Annotated in this window: 20 protein-coding genes; 9 read left to right on the top strand and 11 right to left on the bottom strand. The window is 71.7% G+C overall.

The window, feature by feature from the left end; translation table 11 throughout:
• Together ABZY57_RS10175 and ABZY57_RS10170 are read right to left on the bottom strand one after the other, a co-directional pair.
• Positions 1-656, bottom strand: a 656-nt coding sequence (locus tag ABZY57_RS10175; RefSeq protein ID WP_356510105.1) for an FUSC family membrane protein, incomplete at its 3' end; no start/stop codon positions are given.
• 232 nt (positions 657-888) lie between these two features.
• Complete coding sequence (locus tag ABZY57_RS10170; RefSeq protein WP_356510103.1) at positions 889-2067, bottom strand: DUF2786 domain-containing protein; 1179 nt, start codon at positions 2065-2067, stop codon at positions 889-891.
• 252 nt (positions 2068-2319) lie between these two features.
• Between ABZY57_RS10170 and ABZY57_RS10165 the strand changes: the two genes are divergently transcribed.
• A complete protein-coding gene (locus tag ABZY57_RS10165; protein WP_356510101.1) occupies positions 2320-3978 on the top strand; it encodes a bifunctional 3'-5' exonuclease/DNA polymerase in 1659 nt (552 codons plus the stop codon).
• A gap of 127 nt (positions 3979-4105) precedes the next feature.
• Here ABZY57_RS10165 and ABZY57_RS10160 read toward each other — a convergent pair whose 3' ends face one another.
• The 5 genes from ABZY57_RS10160 to ABZY57_RS10140 all read right to left on the bottom strand — a co-directional run bounded on the left by ABZY57_RS10160 (position 4106) and on the right by ABZY57_RS10140 (position 8816).
• Positions 4106-5371 (bottom strand): hypothetical protein, encoded by a 1266-nt coding sequence (locus ABZY57_RS10160; RefSeq protein ID WP_356510099.1) that lies wholly within the window; start codon positions 5369-5371, stop codon positions 4106-4108.
• A gap of 78 nt (positions 5372-5449) precedes the next feature.
• A complete protein-coding gene (locus tag ABZY57_RS10155; protein ID WP_356510097.1) occupies positions 5450-5959 on the bottom strand; it encodes a SigE family RNA polymerase sigma factor in 510 nt (169 codons plus the stop codon).
• 110 nt (positions 5960-6069) lie between these two features.
• Positions 6070-6615, bottom strand: a complete 546-nt coding sequence (locus ABZY57_RS10150; protein WP_356510095.1) for a GNAT family N-acetyltransferase — start codon at positions 6613-6615, stop codon at positions 6070-6072.
• A 190-nt stretch (positions 6616-6805) separates the two neighbouring features.
• Positions 6806-7969 (bottom strand): serine hydrolase domain-containing protein, encoded by a 1164-nt coding sequence (locus tag ABZY57_RS10145; RefSeq protein WP_356510111.1) that lies wholly within the window; start codon positions 7967-7969, stop codon positions 6806-6808.
• 157 nt (positions 7970-8126) lie between these two features.
• Positions 8127-8816, bottom strand: a complete 690-nt coding sequence (locus ABZY57_RS10140) for a TetR/AcrR family transcriptional regulator (RefSeq protein WP_356510093.1) — start codon at positions 8814-8816, stop codon at positions 8127-8129.
• A gap of 155 nt (positions 8817-8971) precedes the next feature.
• Here ABZY57_RS10140 and ABZY57_RS10135 point away from each other — a divergent pair, with 155 nt between their 5' ends.
• Both ABZY57_RS10135 and ABZY57_RS10130 read left to right on the top strand, forming a co-directional pair.
• The gene (locus tag ABZY57_RS10135; protein WP_356510091.1) at positions 8972-9604 is read left to right on the top strand and encodes an NAD(P)H-dependent oxidoreductase; all 633 of its coding nucleotides are present in this window, start codon (positions 8972-8974) and stop codon (positions 9602-9604) included.
• 14 nt (positions 9605-9618) lie between these two features.
• Positions 9619-11091 carry a DHA2 family efflux MFS transporter permease subunit gene (locus tag ABZY57_RS10130; RefSeq protein WP_356510089.1) on the top strand — a complete coding sequence of 491 codons (1473 nt, stop codon included), beginning with the start codon at positions 9619-9621 and terminating at the stop codon, positions 11089-11091.
• Between the two features lie 44 nt (positions 11092-11135).
• On the opposite strand, the gene bagY is transcribed toward ABZY57_RS10130, so the two are convergent.
• The 4 genes from bagY to bagB form a co-directional block, all read right to left on the bottom strand.
• Complete coding sequence (gene bagY, locus ABZY57_RS10125; RefSeq protein ID WP_356510087.1) at positions 11136-12242, bottom strand: LuxR family transcriptional regulator BagY/FevT; 1107 nt, start codon at positions 12240-12242, stop codon at positions 11136-11138.
• A gap of 120 nt (positions 12243-12362) precedes the next feature.
• Complete coding sequence (locus ABZY57_RS10120) at positions 12363-12698, bottom strand: SAV_915 family protein (RefSeq protein WP_356510085.1); 336 nt, start codon at positions 12696-12698, stop codon at positions 12363-12365.
• Between the two features lie 4 nt (positions 12699-12702).
• Positions 12703-13809 carry a bagremycin/ferroverdin biosynthesis 3,4-AHBA synthase BagC/FevH gene (gene bagC, locus ABZY57_RS10115; protein WP_356510083.1) on the bottom strand — a complete coding sequence of 369 codons (1107 nt, stop codon included), beginning with the start codon at positions 13807-13809 and terminating at the stop codon, positions 12703-12705.
• A gap of 19 nt (positions 13810-13828) precedes the next feature.
• Positions 13829-14602, bottom strand: a complete 774-nt coding sequence (bagB, locus tag ABZY57_RS10110; protein ID WP_356510081.1) for a bagremycin/ferroverdin biosynthesis DhnA-type aldolase BagB/FevI — start codon at positions 14600-14602, stop codon at positions 13829-13831.
• Positions 14603-14769: 167 nt separating this feature from the next.
• On the opposite strand from bagB, the gene bagA reads away from it, so the two are divergent.
• The 6 genes from bagA (at position 14770) to bagH (ending at position 21956) form a co-directional block, all read left to right on the top strand.
• Entirely contained in the window at positions 14770-16359 is a 1590-nt protein-coding gene (gene bagA, locus ABZY57_RS10105; protein WP_356510109.1) for a bagremycin/ferroverdin biosynthesis tyrosine ammonia-lyase BagA/FevW, read from the top strand.
• Positions 16356-17708, top strand: coding sequence for a bagremycin/ferroverdin synthetase BagE/FevW (gene bagE, locus ABZY57_RS10100; protein WP_356510079.1), 1353 nt, complete (start codon positions 16356-16358; stop codon positions 17706-17708). The genes bagA and bagE overlap by 4 nt, the downstream gene beginning before the upstream one ends.
• 3 nt (positions 17709-17711) lie before the next feature.
• Entirely contained in the window at positions 17712-18746 is a 1035-nt protein-coding gene (gene bagF, locus ABZY57_RS10095; protein ID WP_356510077.1) for a phospho-2-dehydro-3-deoxyheptonate aldolase BagF/FevY, read from the top strand.
• Positions 18747-19103: 357 nt separating this feature from the next.
• Positions 19104-20480 (top strand): bagremycin/ferroverdin biosynthesis FAD-dependent oxygenase BagG/FevA2, encoded by a 1377-nt coding sequence (gene bagG / locus ABZY57_RS10090; protein WP_356510074.1) that lies wholly within the window; start codon positions 19104-19106, stop codon positions 20478-20480.
• A 152-nt stretch (positions 20481-20632) separates the two neighbouring features.
• The gene (bagZ, locus tag ABZY57_RS10085; protein ID WP_356510072.1) at positions 20633-20998 is read left to right on the top strand and encodes a bagremycin/ferroverdin biosynthesis copper chaperon BagZ/FevE; all 366 of its coding nucleotides are present in this window, start codon (positions 20633-20635) and stop codon (positions 20996-20998) included.
• Between the two features lie 34 nt (positions 20999-21032).
• On the top strand, positions 21033-21956 hold the full coding sequence (bagH, locus tag ABZY57_RS10080) for a bagremycin/ferroverdin biosynthesis o-aminophenol oxidase BagH/FevF (protein WP_356510070.1): 924 nt from the start codon (positions 21033-21035) through the stop codon (positions 21954-21956).
• Positions 21957-22405: the final 449 nt, after the last annotated feature.

Here is a 22405-nt window from a genome sequence, read left to right as displayed (position 1 = left end):
TGGCGCACCGTCACCGTCGCGGCGTCGCGCGCCCTCATCAGCGGCTGCGGGTCGAAGGAGGCGACCGGGTCCTGGCGCAGGCGGCGCGCGTAGTCGGCCTCGGCGGCGAGGGCGTCGGCCAGGGCGTCGCGCTGGGCGCCCCACCGCCTGATGGGGAAGAGGACGATCAGCAGGGCCTGGACCACCCCGCCGGCGGCGATCATCGCCGCGTGCCCGGCGGCCTGGGGCACGGAGGTGGGCAGGGTGACGGTGACCAGCATGATCGCGACGTTGCCGGAGGCGATGATGCCGGCGGTGGGGCCGGCCGCCCACATCAGGCCCGCCGCGAAGCTCCAGACGGCGAGCAGCAGCAGGAAGGCCAGGGTGTGCGAGGACCCCACGAGGTAGCCGATGAAGGTGGACACGGCCAGGGTCAGCCCGGCGGCGAGCGCGAGGACGGGACGGGGCCGCCAGCTCTTCTGGAAGGTGGCGACGGCCGCCATGTACGCGCCGAAGGCGGAACTGGCGGCGGAGCCGGGCCCGAGGAGGGCGAGGCTCACGCCGATGACGATCGCGAGGCCCGCGGCGGCGCGCAGTGCGACGAGGGGTTGCAGCCGGGTCCGCTCGACCGTCAGTCCGGCCCGGGCGGTGTCCTTCAGCGCCCGGACCCAGCTCATGGCTCCGAGCGTAGCCGCGGCGGGGGCGGAACCCGGGAGCCCGGCAGCGGGGCGGCCTGCGCGTCGGAGCCCGGCCCGGGGTGCGTACCGCTGCGCGGGGCGAAGTCCCCGGGGTCTGGGGCGGAGCCCCAGGGAACGGTGGAAGGGCGGGCAGGGGACAGCCCCGCAGGGCAGCAGCCAGGACTCGCGGCGGGCGCGCGCCCGGCCCGGGCGGGGCTCAGCCCGAGCGGGGCTACTGCCGCAGGGAGCGGCGGCGGCCGTCCGCCATGTGGGCGCGGTCGGCCGCCGCCGTGCCGTCCTCCCAGCCCGCGAGGTCGGTCGCCCCGCGCAGCCGGGTCGTCGTGGTCCGGGGGAACATCTCCTCGGCCCGCGAGGTGACGGCGACGTCCCGGGCGACCAGGGCGGGCAGGTTGTCGGGGGCCTCGGCCACGGTGTCGGCCACCGTGTGCTCGGCCGTCTCGGCGAGGCGCTGACCGAGCCGGCTCGCGTAGGCCAGGAGGAAGGACTGCCGGAAGGTCTTGGTGCGCTTGCGCCCGCCGGCCCGCTGCCCGGCCTCCGCACGGGTCATCGCGGCGGTGCCCTGGACCAGCAGGGAGGTGTACAGCAGCTCCACCGCCTCCAGGTCGCTCTCGAAGCCGACGACGGTGGAGAACTCGTAGGCGCTGTTCCACACGGACCGGCAGCGGTTCGCGCTCGCCACCGCGTCGAGCAGCACCGCCTTGGCCTCCTCGTACGGCGCCTCGACGCCGATCCGGCAGGCGCCGGGGATCTGCGCCGTGCCGGACCTCACCGCGAGCAGGGCCGCGTCCACGGTGTGCCGGGCCATGAGCTCCTGCGCCTTGGCGCTGAGCGCCTCCGCCTCCTCCGGGAAGGTGGTCGCCTCGGCCTTCGCGAGCAGCGCCCGGATCCGCCCGAGCATGCGGGGCTCGATGTGCGCGTGTTCGAGTACGTCGGCGGGGTCCCCCGGCAGCGGCCCGACCGGTTCGATGGACGGCAGCCGGATCAGCAGCCGGAACACCTCCAGGACGGCCCCGGCCAGGCTGAAGCGGTCGGTGCGCTCCCGCTGGACCAGCCGCTCCCCGTACCGGGTGTCGTCCCCCCACCACACCTCGGTCTCGGTCCACCGCTCGGGCAGCCGCGCGTACCGCCGCGCCTCGGCGGCGATCAGGTCCTCGGCGATCCGCAGGTGCGGCTGCTCCAGGTCCCGGCGTACGAGCCGCAGCACGTCGGCCGGCCGCCACCCGCGCTCCCAGGCCTGGCGCAGGTACGTCTCCCCGCGCGCGAGCAGCGCCTGCCCGACCCCGCCCCACCGGTCGCCCTCGGCGACGAGCACCGACGCCCCGGCGTCCAGCCCGGCGTCGTCCTGGTTGTACAGCGCGGCCTCACAGGCCCGGTCGACTATGTCTCTCACCCCTTCAGCTTGGCACGGCCGCCTTCTGGCTCCGTCCCGGGCGATGCGGCCGTCCGGCGTTCGTGCGCCGGGGTGGGGTGCGGCCAAGACAGGCCGTCCGGCGTTCGAGGACCGGGGTCCGGGGCGGAGCCCCTGGGAACGGGGGAAGGGGCGGGTAGGGGACGGCCGCCCGCAGAACAGCCGCCCGCAGGGACCGCCCCCTCCGCGCGGCACGCACCGGCAGTGTCAGACCCCGGTGGGAGACTCGCACCCATGACCGAGCAAACCCCCCGGTGGGCCCTCGCCGAGGACGGCGACGGCCGGTGGCACGCCACCCCCCTGGAGCCCACCGCCGGTGGCGCACCGCTCACGGTCACCGACCCCGCGGACGCCATCCGCGCGGCGCCCGCCGGCACTCGCTGGGTCTGGCGCTCCACGCAGGCCGTCTACCCCCGGCTCCTCGCCGCCGGAGCCCGCGTGGACCGCTGCCACGACATCGAGGACGCCGAGCTGCTCCTGCTCGCCCACGCGGGTCGCCTCGGCGAACCCCGCTCGGCGGCCGCCGCCTGGGCCCGGCTGACGAACGCCCCCGTACCGCCCGATCCCCCGCAGCGCGCGGCCGAGCCCGGCAGCCAGCACTCCCTCTTCGACCCCCAGCCGGCCCCCGTACCGCTCGACGCCCTCGTCGCCGTCCATGCCGACCAGGTGAAGCGGCTCGACGCCACCGCCCACCCCGACCGGATGCGGCTGCTCGTGGCCTCCGAGTCGGCGGCCTTCCTCGTGGCCGCCGAGATGAACCGGGCCGGACTGCCCTGGCGGGCCGACGTCCACCGGGCCCTGCTCACCGAGCTGCTCGGCGAGCGGTACGCGGGCCGCGGCCAGCCCCGCCGGCTCGCGGAGCTGGCGGACGAGGTCTCGGCCGCGTTCGGCCGACGCGTACGGCCCGAGCTGGCCGCCGACGTCATCAAGGCCTTCGCGGAGGCCGGGATCAAGCTGAAGTCCACCCGCCGCTGGGAGATCCAGGAGCTGGACCACCCCGCGGTGAAGCCCCTCGTGGAGTTCAAGAAGCTGTACCGGATCTACACCGCCCACGGCTGGTCCTGGCTCGCCGACTGGGTCCACGACGGCCGCTTCCGCCCCGAGTTCATCCCCGGCGGCACCTTCACCGGCCGCTGGGTCACCAACGGCGGCGGGGCCCTGCAGATCCCCAAGGTGATCCGCCGGGCCGTCGTCGCCGACCCCGGCTGGCGGCTCGTCGTGGCCGACGCCGACCAGATGGAGCCCCGGGTGCTGGCCGCGATCTCCCGCGACCCCGCCTTCATGGAGGTGGCCGGCCGCCCCGAGGACCTGTACACCTCCATCTCCCGCCAGGGCTTCTCCGGCGACCGCGACATGGCGAAGATCGCCGTGCTCGGCGCGGTGTACGGGCAGACCTCCGGGGACGGCCTGAAGAACCTGGCCGCGCTGCGCCGCCGCTTCCCCCGGGCCGTGGCCTACGTGGACGACGCCGCGAAGGCGGGCGAGGAGGGGCGGCTCGTACGGACCTGGCTGGGCCGGACCTGTCCGCCGCCGGCCGATCCCGAGGAGGCCGAGGAGGCCCCCGACGGCTGGGTGCCCGGTTACGCCTCCACCGACGCCCGGGCGCGCGGCCGCTTCACCCGCAACTTCGTGGTGCAGGGCAGCGCCGCGGACTGGGCGCTGCTCCTGCTCGCCGCCCTGCGCCGGTCCCTCGCCCAGGCGGGGATGCGGGCCGAGCTGGTCTTCTTCCAGCACGACGAGGTCATCGTCCACTGCCCCGAGGAGGAGGCGCAGGCCGTGGCCGCGGCGATCCGCGAGGCGGGCGACCTGGCCGGGCGCATCACCTTCGGCGACACCCCCGTCCGCTTCCCCTTCAGCACGGCCGTCGTGGAGTGCTACGCGGACGCGAAGTAGGGGGAGCGGCCGGCCGGGGGCGCCTTCACCTCCGGCCCGTCACCTCCGGCCCGTCACCTCCGGCCCGTCACCTCCGGCCCGTCACCTCCGGCCCGTGCCCTCCGGCCCGTCGCCTCCTGCTCGTCCCCTACTGCCCGTACTCCGAGGCCCACTTCGGGCTCGTCGCGAGCTCCTTCAGCCGCTGCAGCGGCAGCACCGGCTCCTTCCGGGTCGCCTTCGACGACTGGGTCTCGGCGTTGAACGCGGACACGATCAGCCGGGTCCCGTTCGGCCGCAGCGCCTCGGCGCTCCACCAGACCACGCCGGCCCCGCCCTTCTCCCCGGCCTGCTTCCGGGTCAGGAACTTCGTTCCGTCCGGCAGCGTTTCGGCGGACGCGAACAGGTCCGCCCACGTCCCGGGATGCTTCGGGTTGTCCGGCTGGATCTGGAGGCTGACCAGCGACTTGCCCTTGCCCTCGTCGAGCACCAGGTAGCCCAGGTCGGCCCCGTCCTCGTCCCGGCTCACGACCGGGATCCCGTCCGTGCGCAGCAGCTCCTCCAGGATGGCCCCCGCCCTCAGCCCCTGGCGGGGGGCCGGACCCCGCTCGGCCTGACCGGCGGCCGGCAGGTCGTTCAGGGCCGGGTGCCACAGCGGGGACGTCACGAGTGCCTTGAGCTGCGCGATCGTCAGCGGCGGCGTCGGGCGGCTGACGGGCGAGTCCTTCTGGGTCTGCGCGTTCCATTCCTGCGCGTCCACGAGGAACCCCTGCGGGGTCACCACGGTGGCGCGCCAGCACTTGGTGTCCACCCGGCGGTCGGGGTACTCGTAGCCCTTGAAGAGCAGCAGCCGCGAACCGTCCGCGAGCTTCTCCGAGGTGCAACTGTCGTACTTGGTGGTGGTTTTGGAGGGGCACTTGACCATGTCGTCGGCCATCTCGCCCTTGGGGTCGATCCGGCCGAGGCTGAAGCCGATGCGGCCCTTGCCCTCGCCGTCGTCGATGATCCCGCCCACCATCGGGCCGCGCTCGTCGCCCGTGCCCCGCGCCTCGACGTCGCTGAGATCGCCCTGCGGCAGGAGCTGCTTGAGCACTCCGGTCAGCTGCTCGGCGGAGACGGCCCCGGTGCCGACGCGGTGGGCGCCCTGCATCGGCGGCCGCAGGGCGGGCGGCTCCGGCGAGGCCGCCAGGTTCACCCCGCCGCCCCCACCGCCGGTCCCGAGCAGCCCGTTCGCGTAGGCCCCGGCGGTACCGATCAGCGCCAGGGCGAGCGCCGAGCCGCCGGCCATGGCGGCCCGGCGACGGGCCACCATCCGGCGCCCGCGCTGCTCCCCGGCGCCCACGAGGTCGCGCCCTTCGGCCGTGAAACCGTCTCCCGTACGCCGGAGGGCTTCACCGAGCTCATCTTCAAAGGGCATGCGGAATCAGACCTTCCGTTCAAAGGGATCATGGAACGAGCACAGTGCACAGGACGTGCGCACGGGAGGGCGCGAGGATCAGCGCCCCGCGAACTCCGCGAGCGAGCCGCCCAGTTGCTCCCGCAGTCGGGTCAGGGCGCGCGAGCTGCGGGTGCGTACCGCCGCCGAGCTGACGTTCATCGCGTCGGCGGTCTCCTCGACGCTGCGGTCCTCCCAGTACCGCAGCACCAGGACCGCCCGGTCCTTCGGAGCCAGCCGCCCCAGCGCCTCCAGCAGCGTCAGCCGCAGCGCCGGATCGCCGCCGGCCTGCGCGCCCGTGTCGGGGAACTCCCCGACCGGGCGCTCCCCCGCCGACCGGCGGCGCTGGTGCGTCAGGAAGGCACGCACCAGCACGGTTTGCGCGTACGCCGCCGGATTGTCGATCCGGGCGACGCGCGCCCAGAGCAGGTACATCCGCCCGAGGGTCTCCTGTACGAGATCCTCCGCGAGGTGGGTGTCCCCGCTCGTCAGCAGACAGGCCGACCGGTACAAGTACGCCGATCTGTCCATCGCGAACTCACGGAACCCATCTCTGCGTCCGTACCCCATCCGCTCCCCCTCGCGTCCGTCTCACTCCAATGACGCGACGGGGGCCGGGAATGTTTCAGCCGGACCCGGACTGATTCGGCAGGCGTCACCGACCCCCTCCAGGAACCCGTTCAGGCACCCGCCGCGGCACCCGTCTCGGCACCCGTCTCGGAGAGGTCGTGGAAGTACACGTGGAACTCCTCGCGGACGAACCCCTCCGCCTCGTACAGCCCCTGCGCGACGAGGTTGTCGTACGCCGTCTCCAGCTGCACGCCCGAGACCCCGGCCTCCCGCGCCCGGCGCAGCACCTCGCGCAGCAGCGCGCGGCCCGCGCCCGTGCGGCGGCCGGCGGGGGCCACGTACAGGTCGCCCAGCAGCCACGCGGGCTTCATGGCCAGGGAGGAGAACATCGGGTAGACCTGCGCGAAGCCGACCGTGCCCGCACCCGGGACCTCGGCGAGCAGGATGAAGGAGTCCCCGCCCGCCAGCCGCTCCGCCAGGAAGGCGCGCGGGCGCTGGGGGTCCTCGACCTCCACCTCGTAGAACTCCAGGTAGCCGCGGAAGAGCTCGGCGGCGGTGTCCAGATCCGCCTCGCCCGCCTCGCGCAGGACCACCTCGGCCCCGTTGTCGCCGGATCCCGCCTCCAGGACCTCGACCTGTGTCGCCCGCTCGTCCATATCGCTCTCCCTCGTCCACTCCCGCGCGCCGGTCCCATTGTGCGCGGGGGGCCGCCCGGCACTCGAACCGGGCGGGCGGACCAGGGGCACGGCCCGGCCCGTACGGGCCCGGAGCCAGGAGGGGAAGGCCGTCCCGGTCGGCGCGGGTGAGGCGGACGACGCGTACGAACTCCCGCACGAGGCCGGGCCGTCAGTGGTCCTCGTCCCCGGTGACGGGCTGGGCCGGCAGGGTGTAGACGTGCTGCGGGGTCACGATCTTGGTGATCGCCTCGCCGAACAGGGTGCTCGGCTCCTCGCCCCCGGCGGAGATGTCGGTGTTGAGCAGCACCACCAGCGTGGCCTTCGACTGCGCGTCGTAGACGGCCAGGGTCTGGTAGCCCGGGATGGAGCCGTTGTGCCCGATCCACCCTTGGACGTTGAAGATCCCCAGTCCGTAGCCGGTGCCCGGCAGAGCCGGTACGACGTCGAGGCGCTCGGCCTGGGTGGCGGGGGTGAGCAGCTCACCCGTGGCCAGCACCTCGGCCCACCGCCGCAGGTCCGGGAGGTCGGAGATCATGGCTCCGGCGGCCCAGCCCCAGGAGGGGTTCCAGTCGGCCGCGTCCTCGACCTTCCCCGAGGCCGTCTGGTCCGTGTAGCCCTGGGAGTGCGGGGCCGGGAACTCGGCGCCGGTCGGGAAGAGGGTGTTCTTCAGCCCGGCGGGCTCGATGACCTCCTCGGTGATGTAGTCGGCGAGCGTCTGCCCGCTGATCTTCTCCACGACGAGCCCGATGAGGATCAGGTTGGTGTTGCAGTAGGAGAACTCCGCGTTCGGCGCGAAGAGCACCGGGTGCTTGAACGAGTAGTCGAGCAGCTCCTGCGGGGTGAAGGGCCGCTGGGGATCGCTGGTCAGCGCCTTGAAGAAGTCCTCGTCGGCGGAGTAGTTGAAGAGTCCGCTGCGCATGCCCGCCAGCTCGCGCAGCGTGATGCGGTCACCGTTGGGTACGCCGTCGATGTACTTGCCTATGGGATCGTCCAGCCCGATCTTGCCCTCGTCGACCAGCTTCAGCATCGCGGTCACGGTGAAGGTCTTCGTCTCACTGCCGATCCGCATGTTGAGGCGGTCGGTCATGGGCACCCCGGTGGCCTTGTCCGCCACGCCGAAGGCCCGTACGTACGCTCCCTTGCCCGGCGCCGACAGGGCCACTTGGACTCCGGGCACCTCGGCCTCGTCCATCACCTTCCGGATGGCGTCGTCCAACTGCCGCGCCACGGCGGGGGTGAGCCGCGGAAACTCGTCGGAGACGGCCGGACTGCTCGCCGCCGGTGGTGTCGGCGCGTCCACCGCGTACCCGGCACCGGCCCCCACGGGCACCATCAGGAGCCCCACTGCGGCCGCTCCCACAGCCGCCCTGCGCAACCGTGTCGTGCTCACCCGTCCAACGTAGCCCCGGGCCGGGGGGCGGGCGACCGGAGGGGCCGGGGTACCCCGGTACGGTGTGCCGCCACCGGGCGCGCGCCGCCCGGTTCCGGGCTCAACCGGCCCGATAGGCCCGCAGGAAGGCGCCCACGCCGCCCTCGATCACCTGGTCCGTCTGCTCCTTGGCGAGGGGCACCGCCCCGTGGTGCGAGAGCTGCGAGATGGTGTGCGAGGTCAGCGCCATGAAGTGGGCGCCGGTCAGCATCGCGTCACCGCGCACGTCGATCAGCCCGGCGGCGTCCAGGCCCGCCATCGCGTCCGCGAGCGCTCGGGACACGGGGCCCGGACCGGCGTTCACCCACGCTTCCAGCACCTCGGGCGGCACGTGGTCGGCCTCGGCGCGGATGTGGCGGACGAGCGCGAAGTGGTCGGCGTAGTCGTTCATGAGCCCGATGACCCGGTGGGCGAAGACGACCAGGTCCCGCTCCAGATCCTCGGGCCGGGGCGGGCGTTCGGGGTTCAGCACGGCTTGGATCTGGGCGATCTGGGCGTCGCGCACCTGCCCCGAGGTCCAGTCGACGACGGCGGCGAAGAGCATCGCCTTGCCGCCCGGGAAGTGGTTGTAGAGCGTGCGGGTCGAGATGCCGGCCGCGGCGGCGAGCTCGTCGACCGTGGCCCGGGCGTAGCCCTCACGGCCGAAGACCCCGCAGGACGCGCCGGCGATGGCGAGCTGCTTCTCCAGCTTCTTGGCATTGGTCCCGCTGGTCCCGCTGGTCCCGCTGGTCCCGCCGGCTCCGGTGCTCACTTCGCCTCCACACGAGAAGTACATGAGAAGTACAAGTCAACGACTCGGAAGTACAGAGGAAGTACAACGGCCGTTGCAATTTTTACAACGCCCGTTGTACTTTACCGGAGAGGCGGCCGACCCGAACGGCCGCCCCGCCGACGAGGGGACCCGCCATGCCCGCCGCCCACGCTCCCACTCCCGCTTACACGCCCGACGAGGACGCGCCGCTGCGCGTCGCCGTCATCATCGGCAGCGTCCGCGAGGGCCGTCAGGGCCCTGCCGTCGCCGACTGGTTCCTCGGCGAGGCGCGCGCGCTCGGCGGCCTCGACCTCGACCTCATCGACCTCGCCGACGTCGACCTGCCACTGGTCATGCCCGGCTGGGGCGGCTCCCCGGACCCGCAGGCGGCCGCCACCCTCGCGGAGGTCAGCCCGCGGCTGGCCGCCGCCGAGGCCTACGTCATCGTCACCCCCGAGTACAACCACAGCTACCCGGCCGCCCTGAAGAACCTCATCGACTGGCACCGCGAGGAGTGGCGCGCCAAGCCGGCCGGCTTCGTCTCCTACGGCGGCATCGGCGGCGGCCTGCGCGCCGTCGAGCAGCTCCGCCTGGTCTTCGCCGAGCTGCACGCCGTGACCGTGCGCGACTCGGTCAGCCTGCACGGGCCCTGGTCCGGGATCGGCCGGGACGGCGTACCGCGCGACACCGCCGTCGCCGAGGGCGCGGTCAAGGGCATGATCGGCCAGCTGGCCTGGTGGGGCCGCACGCTGCGCGACGCCCGCGCGAGCCGCCCGTACCAGGGCTGAGGGGCGGCAGGAGGATGCGCGCGACGCAGGAACCCGGCAACTCCGAAGAGGCGGCGACGCCCACGGACGCCGTGCTCGCCGCAGACACCGCCGACACCCCCGCCTCCTCGTCCCGGGCCTCCGCCTCCCCCGCACTGCTCCGGCGCACCCTGGGAGTCGTCATCGTCGGCTCGATCATGTCGGTGCTCGACATGACGATCGTCAACGTCGCCCTGCACCGCCTCTCCGAGACCTTCCACGCACCGCTCTCGACGATCCAGTGGACCGCCAGCGCGTACACGCTCGCTCTCGCCGCCGTCATCCCGGCCTCGGCCTGGGCAGTGGGCCGCTTCGGCGCCAAACGCACCTACCTCGGCGCCCTCACCCTGTTCACGCTCGGATCGCTGCTCGCCGCGTGCGCCTGGAGCATCGGGAGCCTGATCGCCTTCCGCGCCGTACAGGGCCTCGGCGGCGGGCTGCTCCTGCCCGTCGGCATGGCCATGGTGATGCGCACGGCGGACCCGGCCCGGCTCGGGCGGGTGATGGCCCTGCACGGGCTGCCCCTCATGGTCGGACCGGTGGCCGGGCCGGTGCTGGGCGGCTGGCTGGTCGACTCGGTGTCATGGCACTGGATCTTCCTGGTCAACCTGCCCGTCGGAGCGGTGGCCCTGGTCCTCGCCGCGAAACTGCTGCGCTCCGACACCCCGAGCGACCCGGCCTCCGCGCCGCGTCTGGACGTACCCGGGCTGCTCATGCTGTCCCCGGGCCTCGCCCTGCTCCTCTACGGCCTGGCCCGGGGCGGAGAAGGCGGCACCTTCACCGCACCCGACGCCCTGCTCCCCACCCTGGCCGGAGCCACGCTCGTCGCCGCCTTCGCCCGCCGGGCCATGACCGCCCGCGAGCCCCTCCTCGACCTGAAACTGCTCCGCGACCGCACCTTCCGGGCGGGCATCACCACGCTCGCCCTCTTCACCTGCGGCTACTTCGGATCCATGCTGCTCGCACCGATGTACTGGCAGCAGAACCGCGGCATGAGCGCGACGGCGGCCGGGCTGCTGGGCGCGCCGACCGGCCTCACCATCGGGCTGGTCATGCAGATCGCGTCCCGCAGCGTCGACCAGGTCTCCCCCCGCCGCCTGATCCGGTCCGGGATCGCGCTGGCCGCCCTGGGCATGGGCCTGCTCGCCTTCCAGTCCGGCACGCCGGACGTGGCGCACTGGCGGTTCGTCAGCGCGTCGATGGTCATGGGCCTCGGCGCCGGCATGGTCATGATGCCGACGATGACCACCGCGAGCCGAGACCTCCCCCGGTCCCGCCTGACCGCGTCGAGCACGTTCCTCAGCATCAACTCCCAGATCGGCGCCTCGGTCGGCACGGCCCTCCTGTCGGTCACCCTGAGCACGGCGGGCACGACCCCGACGGGCTTCCGCATCACGTACGCCGTCGCAGCCTGCCTCGTGGCCCTGGCCCTCCTCCCATCCGCCCGTCTCCCCGCCCACCACCCCTGACCGGCCCCCGGATCGACCAGCCGACGGGATCGCGGTGAAGGTGCCTAAGCCCGCCGGCCGGTCGAGCCCGAGGGGAGCGGCTCGTAGTACTCGGTGAACAGCTTGCCCACCAGTTCGCCGCGGCTGGACACGCCGAGCTTCTCGAAGATCGCCTTGATGTGGTCGCGCACCGTGTGCGGCGACAGACGGAGTTCCTCGGAGATCCCGCTGGTGGACAGGCCGCGCGCCACGCACTCCGTGACTTCCAGCTCCCGTTCGGACAGCTCGTAGGCCTGCACGATGAGCGGCGTGACGTCGGAGATCGGAGCGCGTTCGATGATCACCGCGGAGACGCCCGGCCGTCCGTCGGCTCCCCGCAGGCACGAGGCGTGGCAGAGCAGCCAGCGGCCGGTCCGGCTGCGCATCCTGATCCGCGCGGTGTCGCCCCCGTGGTTCTCCGCGGTCGCTCTGGCCCGCATCGCGGTGCCGTGCACCCACAGCGGAATCCGGATGCCCAGAGCGGTGACCGAGGTGGGGCCGTCGGGCATCTCCTCCAGGAAACGCCGCGCGTCGTCATTGGCCGATATGAGGGTGCCCTGGGTGTCGAAGAGCAGGAGCCCGGTACCGGTCTGACCCCCTGCGGAGGTTTCGGGGCGGTGCTTGGCGTACGACCTCAGCTGGCGGGCGACGGGTGTGCCCAGTTCCTCGATGAACCGGCGCTCCGCCCTGTTGAAGGGGGGCCGCCCCTTCTCGCGGAACAGGCTGACGTACCCGTGCGGTCGGCCGTCCACCCGCAGGACGGCCCTCAGCTCGTCCACCACCCCGCGCGGCGCCAGAAAGCCCCGGTAGACCGCGCTCCGGTCCGGCTCGCCGCCCGTGCTCTCCCACAGGCTCGCCACCGGCACCGGCGCCAGCGCGAGGTCGCGGAACACGTTGATCTTTTCCGTGAACAGTTCGTACTGCCAGTAGACGGCGCAGCTGTGACCCTCGATGTTCTCCGCGAGGATCGGCGACGTGATCATCCCGGTCTCGGGATCCGTGGCCCGCCAGACAGCTGCGTCGTAGGGGACCACCCTGCGTAACTGCGTTGCCAGCGTGCTGAACATCGTGTGTGGGCTGTCGGCACGGCCGACACGTGAGATGAGTTCATCGCGGCCGATCACAGTGGGCATGCTCCGGCACTCCGTTCCGGGTCGCCAAAGGACGAGGAAGCGAGCCTTGTCTCCTCACAACAGCCTCCACCGTACGGCACTTGGCGGATCCGGCCCCGTGACGGCAACCACTCCCGGCCGTCACCACACCTCGTCCGGCAGCCACTGCGCGTGCCGCCGCATTCCGACCAGGACGGGCTCTTCCTGGCGGAGGTCCACCACCGGCATCTCCGGTCCGACGTAGTGCGGGTCGATCCGGACGTTCTCCATCCCCAGTGGCCGGAGCAGTGCCAGGAGAGCGGGCCGGGACAACCGGATCCACCGCTGGGTGGAGCCCAGCGCCGCGTGGAGCCGGTCCTCGCCGGTGAAGGCGAGGCCGACCCGCTCCTGCCCGGCGCCCGACCGGGCCGTGCGGACGGCGGCGAACCCGCCGCCGTGGGCGTCGACCCGGACCGGGACGAACAGGAGCGCATCCACTACGTCACGTCTCGAGGCAGAACTCGTCGAGCGGGTAGCCCACGTGCCGGTCCTCTGTCGGCAGGAAGCCGAGGACCTTGTCGCCGGGCGCCAGTTCGGTGCTGTTGAGCACCGCGCCGCCCGGACCGAGCACCCGCACGTGCCAGTCGTCCTGCAGGATCAGGTTGACCTCCCGGCCGTCCTGGGAGACGGCGTTCACCGAGATCAGCGGCCTGGTCTCGATCTTGACCCGGCCGACGGTGACGAGCCGGGTACGGCCCTCGACGTCGGAGGCCACGATCTTGCTGCCCGCCTTCAGCTCGCTGAGGTAGTTGGTGCGCCCGTCCTTGGACAGCGTGTAGGAGTGGATGGCGCCGGCGTTCACCCGGAACGGACGGGTCGGCATGTACGGCAGCGGGTGCGTCTCGCTGACGCACAGGATCATGCCCTTGGAGTGCGACCCGACCAGGATGCCCTCGTCCTTGCGGAAGTAGGTGCAGGTGTCGACGCAGGCCCGCTCGCCCATGCCGACGTGTTCGGTGCTGACGACCTCGAGTTCGACCAGGGCCAGGTCCGGGGTGTCGGCGTTCACCACGCCCTTCAGGGCCGTCGCGTCGCCGACCGCGCGCGGCGCCATCATGACGCCGTCGGAGCCGTGTTCGAGCACACCGAAGATGATCTCGGCTTCCTCCACGTCGGCCGCCACGGTGATCAGGCTGCCACGGGACGCGGCGGACGCCGCGATGACGATCTCCAGCGGAATCTTGGTGGGGTCGCGGAACAGCAGCAGGCTCCACCGTTCGGTGCGCGCCGACTGGCAGGCGTCCTCGAGCGTCTCCGCGTCGATGATCTCCACGAACCGGCCGAACTCCACGCCCGGATGTTCGAGCGCCAGCTCGGCGGGGGTCGTTTTGTGGTGCGCGGGGTCCACGATGACCACGGTGGCCTCGCCGAAGTCGTCCGGGAGGTCCTTGCCGCGGGGGAACAACACCTTGGTGATGGTCGGGGGCAGGCCCTCGAGGTCCGCCGGGTCCGCGGCGACTATGCCGTCGAGCCGCTGGTGCAGCGCCTCCTGGACGATGGCGTTCCTGGCCCCGGTGAGGTCCCGGATGTCCAGCCAACTGAGCTTCATTGCGTAGGGCTCCTAGAGGTCAATCACTGTGGATGAGGTCGGCCAATTTCGCGGCCATGACGCCGGGGTCGGGTGCCTCGAAGACGTTTCGGCCCATGGCCACGCCCGCGACGCCCGCACTCAGCGCTTCGGTGACGTAGGACAGGACCTCGCCCTCGTCGTCGTTGCGCGGACCGCCGACGGTGATGATCGGGATGGGCGAGCCGGCGGTGATCTCTTTCATCTCCGTGACCGAGCCGACGTACGGGGTCTTGACCAGGTCGGCGCCGAGATCGGCGGCCAGTGTCACCGCGTGCGCCACCAGCGCCGGGTCGCGCGGATCGCTGATCTTGGGACCGCGGGGGTACATCATCGCCAGCAGCGGCACGTTCCACCGGTCGCAGGCCTCGGCGACGGCAGCCAGATCGGAGATCTGCTGCTGTTCGCCGTCCGACCCCAGGTTGACGTGCACGCTCACCGCGTCCGCGCCCAGCCGCAGGCTCTCCTCGACGCCGGCCACGAGGTACTTGGCGTCCGGATCGGGGGCGTGCACGGTGCTGGCGCTCAGGTGGACGATGAGCGCGGTCCTGCCGAACCAGGCGGGATCGACGTGCCGGAGGCTGCCCTTGTGCAGGACGATCCCGTCCACCCTGTTGCCGGCCAACTGGCCCACGAGCGCGTCGAGTCCCTCGCCGCCGGTGATCGGTCCCATGCTCACCGAATGGTCCAGCGGCACGATCAGCAGCCGTTCGGAATCGTTTCGGTAGAGGCGCCGCAGGCGGAGCTGCCTGCCGAACGCGCCATTGGAGATCATAGGGATTCCTCTTTCTCCGTGCCGGTCTTGAATCAACCCTGAAGAGGGCGGGTATCTTCGGGATCTCATCCGGATATCACGCGCAGCGCGTTCGGATATCGACGGGGAACATCAGCGGTCAAGACTCATGGACAACCGGGTGAGAAAGGTGTCCACAAGTGACGACCATGAAGATTGACGGGCACGACCTGAGCATTGGCCAGGCCGTGGCTGCCGCGTCCCGCGAAGGTTCGGATTTCTCGATCTCCGAGGGCGCATTGCAGGCAATGAACGCTTCACGGGACCTGAAGCTGGAGATCCTGAAGACCGGCAAGCCCATCTACGGAGTGACGACGGGATTCGGTGACAGCGTCAACCGGCAGATCTCGCCGGAGAAGACCGCGCGACTGCAGAACGAACTGATCCGCTACCACCTGAACGGAACCGGCCCGCTGGCCTCCGACGAGGTCGTCCGAGCCACCTTGCTGATCCGCGCCAATTGCCTCGCCCGAGGCAATTCCGGTGTGAGCCTCCCCGTCGTGGAACGGCTCCTCGACTTCCTCCGGCACGACGTCCTGCCCACCATCCCCGAGCGCGGTTCGGTCGGCGCCAGCGGAGACCTCGTCCCGCTCTGCTACCTCGCCTACGCGCTGACGGGCCAGGGGAAGGTGCGCCACCGCGGGGAGATACGCGAGGCCTCGGACGTGATGGCCGAACTGGGCCTGGAGCCGGTGATGCTGGAGGCCAAGGACGGGCTCGCCCTGATCAACGGCACCTCCTTCAGCTCCGCGTTCGCCGTCCTGAACGTCGAGGCGGCGGCCGAACTCGCCGAGGTGGCCGACATCTGCACCGCGCTGGCCAGTGAGGGCATGCTCGGCAACCGGGGCCACTACGCGCCGTTCATCCACAACGAGAAGCCGCACTCCGGACAGGGCGCCAGCGCCGCGCTCATCCACGACCTGCTCGACGGCTCCGCTCTCGCGATGACGTACGACCAGGTCGTGGACCTCAACGGCCCCCTGGACGGCCGGCATTACCAGAAGCTCACGCGCAGCATCCAGGACCGGTACTCGCTGCGCTGCGCCCCGCACGTCAACGGAGTCCTGCGGGACATGCTCGACTGGGTCCGCACGTGGATGACGGTGGAGATCAACTCCTCCAGCGACAACCCGCTCTTCGACCCGTCCACGGGCGCCGTGTACAGCGGCGGCAACTTCTACGGCGGGCACGTCGTCACCGCGATGGACTCGCTGAAGACGGCCGTCGCCGGGATCGCCGACCTGCTCGACCGGCAGCTCGCGCTCCTGGTCGACGAGAAGTTCAACAACGGCCTCACACCGAATCTGATCGCCCGCGTGGACGACGACGACCTCGATGCCGGGCTCCAGCACGGTTTCAAGGGGATGCAGATCGCGAGCTCGGCGCTCACCGCGGAGGCCCTCAAGCACGCGGGCCCGGCCAGCACCTTCTCCCGCTCGACCGAGGCGCACAACCAGGACAAGGTCAGCATGGCCCCGATCGCGGCGCGCGACGCCCGCAACGTCATCGAGCTGACCCGTGAGGTCGCGGCCATCCACCTCCTCGCCGCCTGCCAGGCCGTCGAACTGCGCGGCGTCGACGCGATGAGCCCCCGTACCAAGGCCGTGTACGCGCGCATCCGCAAGGAGGTGCCCTTCGCCGCCAAGGACCGGCAGATGGACGGCGACATCACCGCGGTCGTCGAGATGATCTCCTCGGGCGAGCTCACCGAGGCCGCACGGGCCGGAGGCGCCCTGTGACCGTCTCGCTGAACACCGAACCGGCCGGCTCCGGGACGGCCGGCCCGGTCCCGACGGGCAGCGGCCTGCCGGCCATCGGTGACTGGAAGACCTTCGACGACCTGCGGGCGCTCCAGGACGAACGGATCGCACCGACGCTCCACCACGCCCGCAACTCGCCCTTCTACGAGAACCGCCTGGAGGCAGGGCAGACCCCGTCCGGACTCAAGTCGGTTCGCCTCACCGGGAAGTCGGACCTGCGCGACAGCTACCCCTTCGGCATGCTCGCCGTGCCCAGGGAACGCCTGGCCACCTACCACGAGTCCAGCGGCAGCACCGGCAATCCCACACCCGCCTACTTCACCGAGGCGGAGTGGACCGATCTGGCCGACCGGTTCGTCCGCAAGACCGTCCCGATCGGCCCCCAGGACACCATGCTCGTGCGCATCCCCTACGGGCTGGTGCTCGCCGGGCACATGGCCCACTGGGCCGCCATGCGCAGCGGCGCGACCGTCGTCCCCGGCGACTGCCGCTCACTCGCGGTTCCCTACTCGCGGGTGGTGCGCCTGATGCGCGATCTCGAGGTGACGCTGACCTGGTCCACGCCGAGCGAGAGCCTGCTCTGGGTCGCGGCGGCCAAGGCCGCCGGCTACCCCGCCGGCTCCTTCCCCGCGCTGCGGGCGCTGTACGTGGCGGGCGAGCCGATCAGCAGCGCGCGCCGCCGCCGGATCGAGGAGATCTGGGGCGCCCCGGTCATCGAGGAGTACGGCTGCACCGAGGTCGGACCGCTGGCCAGCGACTGCCCGTACGGCCGGATGCACTTCTGGGCCGACCGGGTGCTCCCCGAGATCTACGACCCGCAGACCGGCGGCATCTCCGCCGAGGGCACCGGGCAGCTGGTCATCACCCCCCTGTACCGCGAGGCGATGCCGCTGCTGCGCTACAACCTCGAGGACCTGGTGGACCTGCGCTACGAGGACTGCGCGTGCGGCTGGAACCTCCCGACCGTGCGGGTCCTGGGCCGGCTCGGCCAGGGCCACACGGTCGGCGGGAAACGTCTCGGGCAGATCCAGGTGGAGGAGCTCGTGTACCGGCTTCCGGCGACGTGGGGCGTGCTGTTCTGGCGCGCCAGGGCCGAGCAGGACCGCCTGGTCGTCGAGATCGAGGTGCCCGGCCCGGACGGCGGGGACGCCGCCGCGCTGCTCGCCACGTCCATCGAGGCGGAACTGGGGGTGCCCTGTGCGGTGAGCGCGGTCCCCGAAGGCACGCTCGTGCCGAGCGCGGTGCTGGCGGAACAGCTGGACGCCATGAAGCCGCGCAAGCTCTTCGGCCCCGACGAGGACTGGGGGCAGGCCATTGTCCGGGGGTGAAGCATGGTGATCGTGATGTCGCCGCAGGCCACGGCGTCGGACCTGGCCACCGTCGTCGCGCTGGTCGAGACGGCGGGCGGCGAGGCCTTCGTCAGCCGCGGCATGAGCCGTACCGTCGTCGGGCTGGTCGGCGACCTCGACCAGTTCGAGACGCTGAACCTCGGCGCCATGCGCGGGGTCGCCCAGGTGGTGCGCATCTCGGTGCCGTACAAGCTGATCAGCAAGCAGGGCCACCTGGACCGCTCGACCGTCCGGGTGGGCGGGGCGTCCATCGGCCCCGGCACCACCACGCTGATCGCGGGTCCTTGTGCGGTCGAGACACCGGATCAGACGCTGCGGGCGGCCCGGATGGCCCGGGCGGCGGGCGCCACCCTGCTGCGGGGAGGCGCCTACAAGCCCAGGACCTCGCCCTACGCCTTCCAGGGTTTGGGAGAGGCGGGGCTGAAGATCCTCGCCGACGTGCGCGACGAGACCGGGCTCCCCGTCGTCACCGAGGTGGTCGACGCCCACGACGTCGAACTGGTCGCCTCCTACGCCGACATGTTGCAGATCGGCACCCGCAACGCGCAGAACTTCGCGCTGCTGCAGGCCGTCGGCGACGTGGGCAAACCCGTCATGCTCAAGCGGGGGATGTCCGGGACCATCGAGGAGTGGCTCATGGCCGCCGAATACGTCGCACAGCGCGGCAACCTCGACATCGTGCTGTGCGAACGCGGGATCAGGACCTTCGAGACCGCCACGCGCAACACCCTGGACATCGCCGCCGTGCCCATCGTCCAAGGGCTGTCGCACCTGCCCGTCATCGTCGACCCGTCGCACTCGGGCGGGCGGCGCGACCTCGTCCTGCCCCTGACCCGGGCAGCGCTGGCCGTCGGTGCCGACGGGGTGATCATCGACGTGCATCCGGACCCCAGGACCGCTCTGTGCGACGGCCCGCAGGCGCTCGTCCACGAGGACATGGCGGAACTCGAGGCGGTGATGCGCGGCCACTCGGTGCGACAGGGACAGCTCCTCGACGGCTTCACCCCCTCCTCCTGACGGGAGCACACCGCGAGAACCGTCTCCTACGCGGCCGCGTACGCGGCCGGCCGGAACGCCGGTGCGCACCCCCGAGCCACGGCGTCCGGTGACCGCCCGGCAGGGCCCGGCCGGGGCAGGCGTGGCGCACCAGTGCCCACGGCCGGCCCCGCCGGGCCCTGACCGCATCCGCGGTCCTCCGGCCCACCGCCCCTCCCCGTCCGGAGGCGTGCGCGCGGGGTCGCCCCGTGAACCATGTGCGCCCGAGCCCGTCCGCCCGGTCGCGACATCCGCCTCAAACGGGGGATGTGCTGCGGCGCCGGCCGTTGGCAGAGTCCCTCGCATCCCGACAAACAACCGGGTCCGGGAGGACTGAAGATGACGACAGGCAAGAGCATCGCGAGGCTGGCCGCGGCCGAACTCTCCGACCGGTTCCAAGGACGGATCCTGCAACCGGGAGACGACGACTTCGACCTGGAGCTGGAGGGGTTCAATCCGATCACCGAACACGACCCGGACCTGATCGCGGTCGTGACCTGCGCCGCGGACGTGCGCGAGGCCGTCGCCTTCGCTTCCGGCAGGCAGCTGCCGATCTCGGTCCAGGCCACCGGCCACGGCCCGTCCACCGCCGCGGACGGCGGGCTGCTGATCAGCACCCGCCGGCTGCGGGGCGTGAGCATCGACCCCGTCACGAGGATCGCCAGGGTCGAGGGCGGCACCCAGTGGTACGAGGTGATCCAGGCGGCCGCGGCGTACGGCCTCGCCCCGCTCAGCGGATCCTCCCCGCTCACCGGGGTGATCGGATACACCCTCGGGGGCGGGCTCGGGCTGATGGCCCGCAAGTACGGCTACGCCGCGGACCGGGTCACCGCCCTCGACATCGTGACGGCCGACGGGCAGTCCCACCGGGCCACCGCGGACCAGGACACCGACCTGTTCTGGGCCGCGCGCGGCGGCAAGGGCAATTTCGGCGTCGTCACCGCCGTCGAGTTCGAGCTGGTACCGGTGTCGTGGTTCTACGGGGGCGGCCTGTTCTTCGCGGGCGAGGCGTCCGCGGACGTGCTGCACGCCTGGCGCGAGTGGACCGCGTCCGTGCCGGAGGAAGTGACCTCCTCGCTGGCGCTGCTGCGGATGCCGGACGTCGAGGCGGTCCCGCCCTTCCTGCGCGGCCGGCTGACCGTGCACATCCGGATCGCCTACCTGGGCTCCGCCGAGGACGGGGAACGGCTGGTCGCGCCGCTGCGCGCGGCGGGCCCGCTGGTCGTCGACACCCTGGCCGAGATCCCGTACACGAGGTCCGGGGAGATCCACAACGACCCGACCGAGCCGATTCCGTACAGCGAGCGGTCGATGATGCTCCGCGTACTGGACGAGGCGGCGGTGGACGGGCTGCTCAAGCTGGCCGGGCCGGGCGCGGACTGCATCGATCTGGCCGTCGAGCTGCGGCAGTTGGGCGGCGCGGTCGGCCGGCCGCCGAAGGTGCCCAACGCCGTCGACCACCGGGACGCGGCGTTCGCGCTGTCGAGCCTCTCGCTCCCCGACGACCGCCCCCCGCTGGTGGTGGACGGCATGGCGCAGTGGGGCACGGGGCGCCGCTACCTCAACTTCCTGGCCAGCCCCGACACCGCTGATCTCGCCGAGAGCGGCTACGAGCCGGCCACCTTCGCCCGGCTGGCCGGGATCAAGGCCCGGGTCGACCCGGACAACCTCTTCCGGTTCAACCACAACATCGTGCCGCGTCCGCCGCGGGCCTGACGTCGGGAGAGCCGCGACGACCCCGCGCGCCGCGGGAGCGGGCGGAGGCGGGCGGCTTCGCCGGCGCCCTCGCGATATCCCGCCGATAGGCCGCGTTGAAAGGCTTGGCGGGAGTTTGACTGATCGATGGGTTGTCTACCAGGAGGAAGTCAGTGAAACGACGTGACGTGATGAAGGGGATAGCGGGTGCCGCCGCCGTCGTGGCGGTGCCGGCCGCTGTCATAGGGGCGGGCAGCGGCGGGGGCGCCGCGCACGACTCGGCCCACAGCCACACGGCCGAAGGGTCCGAGGACCTGTACACCGAGACGTACAAGGGCCGAAAGATCACCGTCTCCAAGACCGACGAAACGGTGCACATAGACGACAAGCCGCTGCACCTCATGAAGCTGGGCGACGGCGCCTACCTCAGCGCGATGTGCCACTACCGGATCGAGCCCACCCCGCTGGCCGCCGGCCGCCAGGCCGTCGACGAGCTGCGCGGGGCGAACCTGCTCCCGGCCGGCGCCCATCACGCCTGATCCACCCCGAGAGACCCCAGAAGGAGGAGACCTCATGGTTCCCGTCCGGAAGAACCATCTCGACATGACCGCCACGGAGAAGACGCGTTTCATCCGCGCGGTGCGCAGGGTGAAGCAACTCGGCATCTACGACGAGCTGGTCCGGATCCACATCCAGATCAACTCGGGCGACTACCTGGACAAGGACGGGGGCGTCGGCAAACGCTGGGGTCATATGAGCCCGGGCCTGTTCCCGTGGCACCGCCAGTACCTGCTCGTACTCGAAAGGGCGCTCCAGCAGGTCGACCCCTCCGTCACGATTCCCTACTGGGACTGGACCAAGGACCAGAGCCTCGACTCGCCCCTGTGGGCGGACACCTTCATGGGCGGGAACGGCCGGCCCGGTGACCGGAAGGTCATGACCGGCCCGTTCGCCCACTGCAACGGGTGGAAGCTCAATGTCAGCGTGGTGCCGGTCGGCGACGAGCATCCGGCGTTCAACGGTCACTACACGGCGGACGACCGGGACTACCTCGTCCGTGACATAGGCACCGTGAACCCCGCCCTGCCGACGGTCAAGGAACTGGAGGACACTCTCGCGCTCACGACCTACGACACTCCGCCGTACAACTACACCTCCGGCTACGGAACCGAGACGCAGTCCCTGCGCAATCACCTCGAGGGGTACGCGAAGTTCCCCTGGGAGGCGAACCTCGGCAAGCTGCACGGCGCCGGCCACACGTGGATGGGTGGCCACATGCTGTACATCGGATCGCCGAACGACCCGATCTTCTTCATGCACCACTGTTTCATCGACAAGCTCTGGTCGATCTGGCAGAAGACGCATCCGGACGTCCCGCACTACCTCCCGCTGACCGAACACCCGGACGTCCCGTCACTGCACACGAAGCTCGCGCCCTGGTACTCGATGTCACCCGCCGATCTCCTGGATCACTCGAAGTTCTACCGCTACGCATAGGAACCCTGACGAACCAGAAGGCAATTGCTGACCTGCGACCGTTTCGTGGCATCAATATGGCTGCCATCGACATTTCCATCATGTCGATGACAGCCGTATTGAGTCTTCGACATCAACGGGGGTGCGGAAGCGACGACTTGACCTGCCATTAAGCCGGCCGGGGGGCACGGACGGTACCGGGATCGATGCGGCGGCGGGACACCACCGCCGGGCTGGACGGGGTGAAGGTGGCGACGGTGTGCGGGCGGGCCGCGATGCGAGCCCGCCTACGGCGCGGTGGGGGGACGCGACCTGCTCGGACGGGTCGGAAGCCGCAACGCCGAGGGCATCGCCGCCCGACCGGACACCGGGCCGCCTCGTGGCGGTCCGCCGCCTCGGATTATCCTGATGACCGACTTCCTTTTCGCATCGGGAATCCCGCCCAGCGCCACCTCGCCCACCTGCGAAGG

The sequence above is a fragment of the Streptomyces sp. NPDC006450 genome (genome assembly GCF_040612195.1).
Taxonomy (GTDB): Bacteria; Actinomycetota; Actinomycetes; order Streptomycetales; family Streptomycetaceae; genus Streptomyces.
Note: the sequence above shows the minus strand (reverse complement) of the source record. Positions and strands in the feature narration are given on the sequence as shown.

What these genes read in the sequence shown, in the direction of transcription:
- ABZY57_RS10165 (WP_356510101.1), top strand. Translation starts at nt 2,320, where the DNA reads ATGACCGAGCAAACCCCCCGGTGGGCCCTCGCCGAGGACGGCGACGGC.
- ABZY57_RS10160 (WP_356510099.1), bottom strand. Translation starts at nt 5,371, where the DNA reads ATGCCCTTTGAAGATGAGCTCGGTGAAGCCCTCCGGCGTACGGGAGAC.
- ABZY57_RS10155 (WP_356510097.1), bottom strand. Translation starts at nt 5,959, where the DNA reads ATGGGGTACGGACGCAGAGATGGGTTCCGTGAGTTCGCGATGGACAGA.
- ABZY57_RS10150 (WP_356510095.1), bottom strand. Translation starts at nt 6,615, where the DNA reads ATGGACGAGCGGGCGACACAGGTCGAGGTCCTGGAGGCGGGATCCGGC.
- ABZY57_RS10145 (WP_356510111.1), bottom strand. Translation starts at nt 7,969, where the DNA reads ATGGTGCCCGTGGGGGCCGGTGCCGGGTACGCGGTGGACGCGCCGACA.
- ABZY57_RS10135 (WP_356510091.1), top strand. Translation starts at nt 8,972, where the DNA reads ATGCCCGCCGCCCACGCTCCCACTCCCGCTTACACGCCCGACGAGGAC.
- ABZY57_RS10130 (WP_356510089.1), top strand. Translation starts at nt 9,619, where the DNA reads ATGCGCGCGACGCAGGAACCCGGCAACTCCGAAGAGGCGGCGACGCCC.
- bagY (WP_356510087.1), bottom strand. Translation starts at nt 12,242, where the DNA reads ATGCCCACTGTGATCGGCCGCGATGAACTCATCTCACGTGTCGGCCGT.
- bagC (WP_356510083.1), bottom strand. Translation starts at nt 13,809, where the DNA reads ATGAAGCTCAGTTGGCTGGACATCCGGGACCTCACCGGGGCCAGGAAC.
- bagB (WP_356510081.1), bottom strand. Translation starts at nt 14,602, where the DNA reads ATGATCTCCAATGGCGCGTTCGGCAGGCAGCTCCGCCTGCGGCGCCTC.
- bagA (WP_356510109.1), top strand. Translation starts at nt 14,770, where the DNA reads ATGAAGATTGACGGGCACGACCTGAGCATTGGCCAGGCCGTGGCTGCC.
- bagF (WP_356510077.1), top strand. Translation starts at nt 17,712, where the DNA reads ATGGTGATCGTGATGTCGCCGCAGGCCACGGCGTCGGACCTGGCCACC.
- bagG (WP_356510074.1), top strand. Translation starts at nt 19,104, where the DNA reads ATGACGACAGGCAAGAGCATCGCGAGGCTGGCCGCGGCCGAACTCTCC.
- bagH (WP_356510070.1), top strand. Translation starts at nt 21,033, where the DNA reads ATGGTTCCCGTCCGGAAGAACCATCTCGACATGACCGCCACGGAGAAG.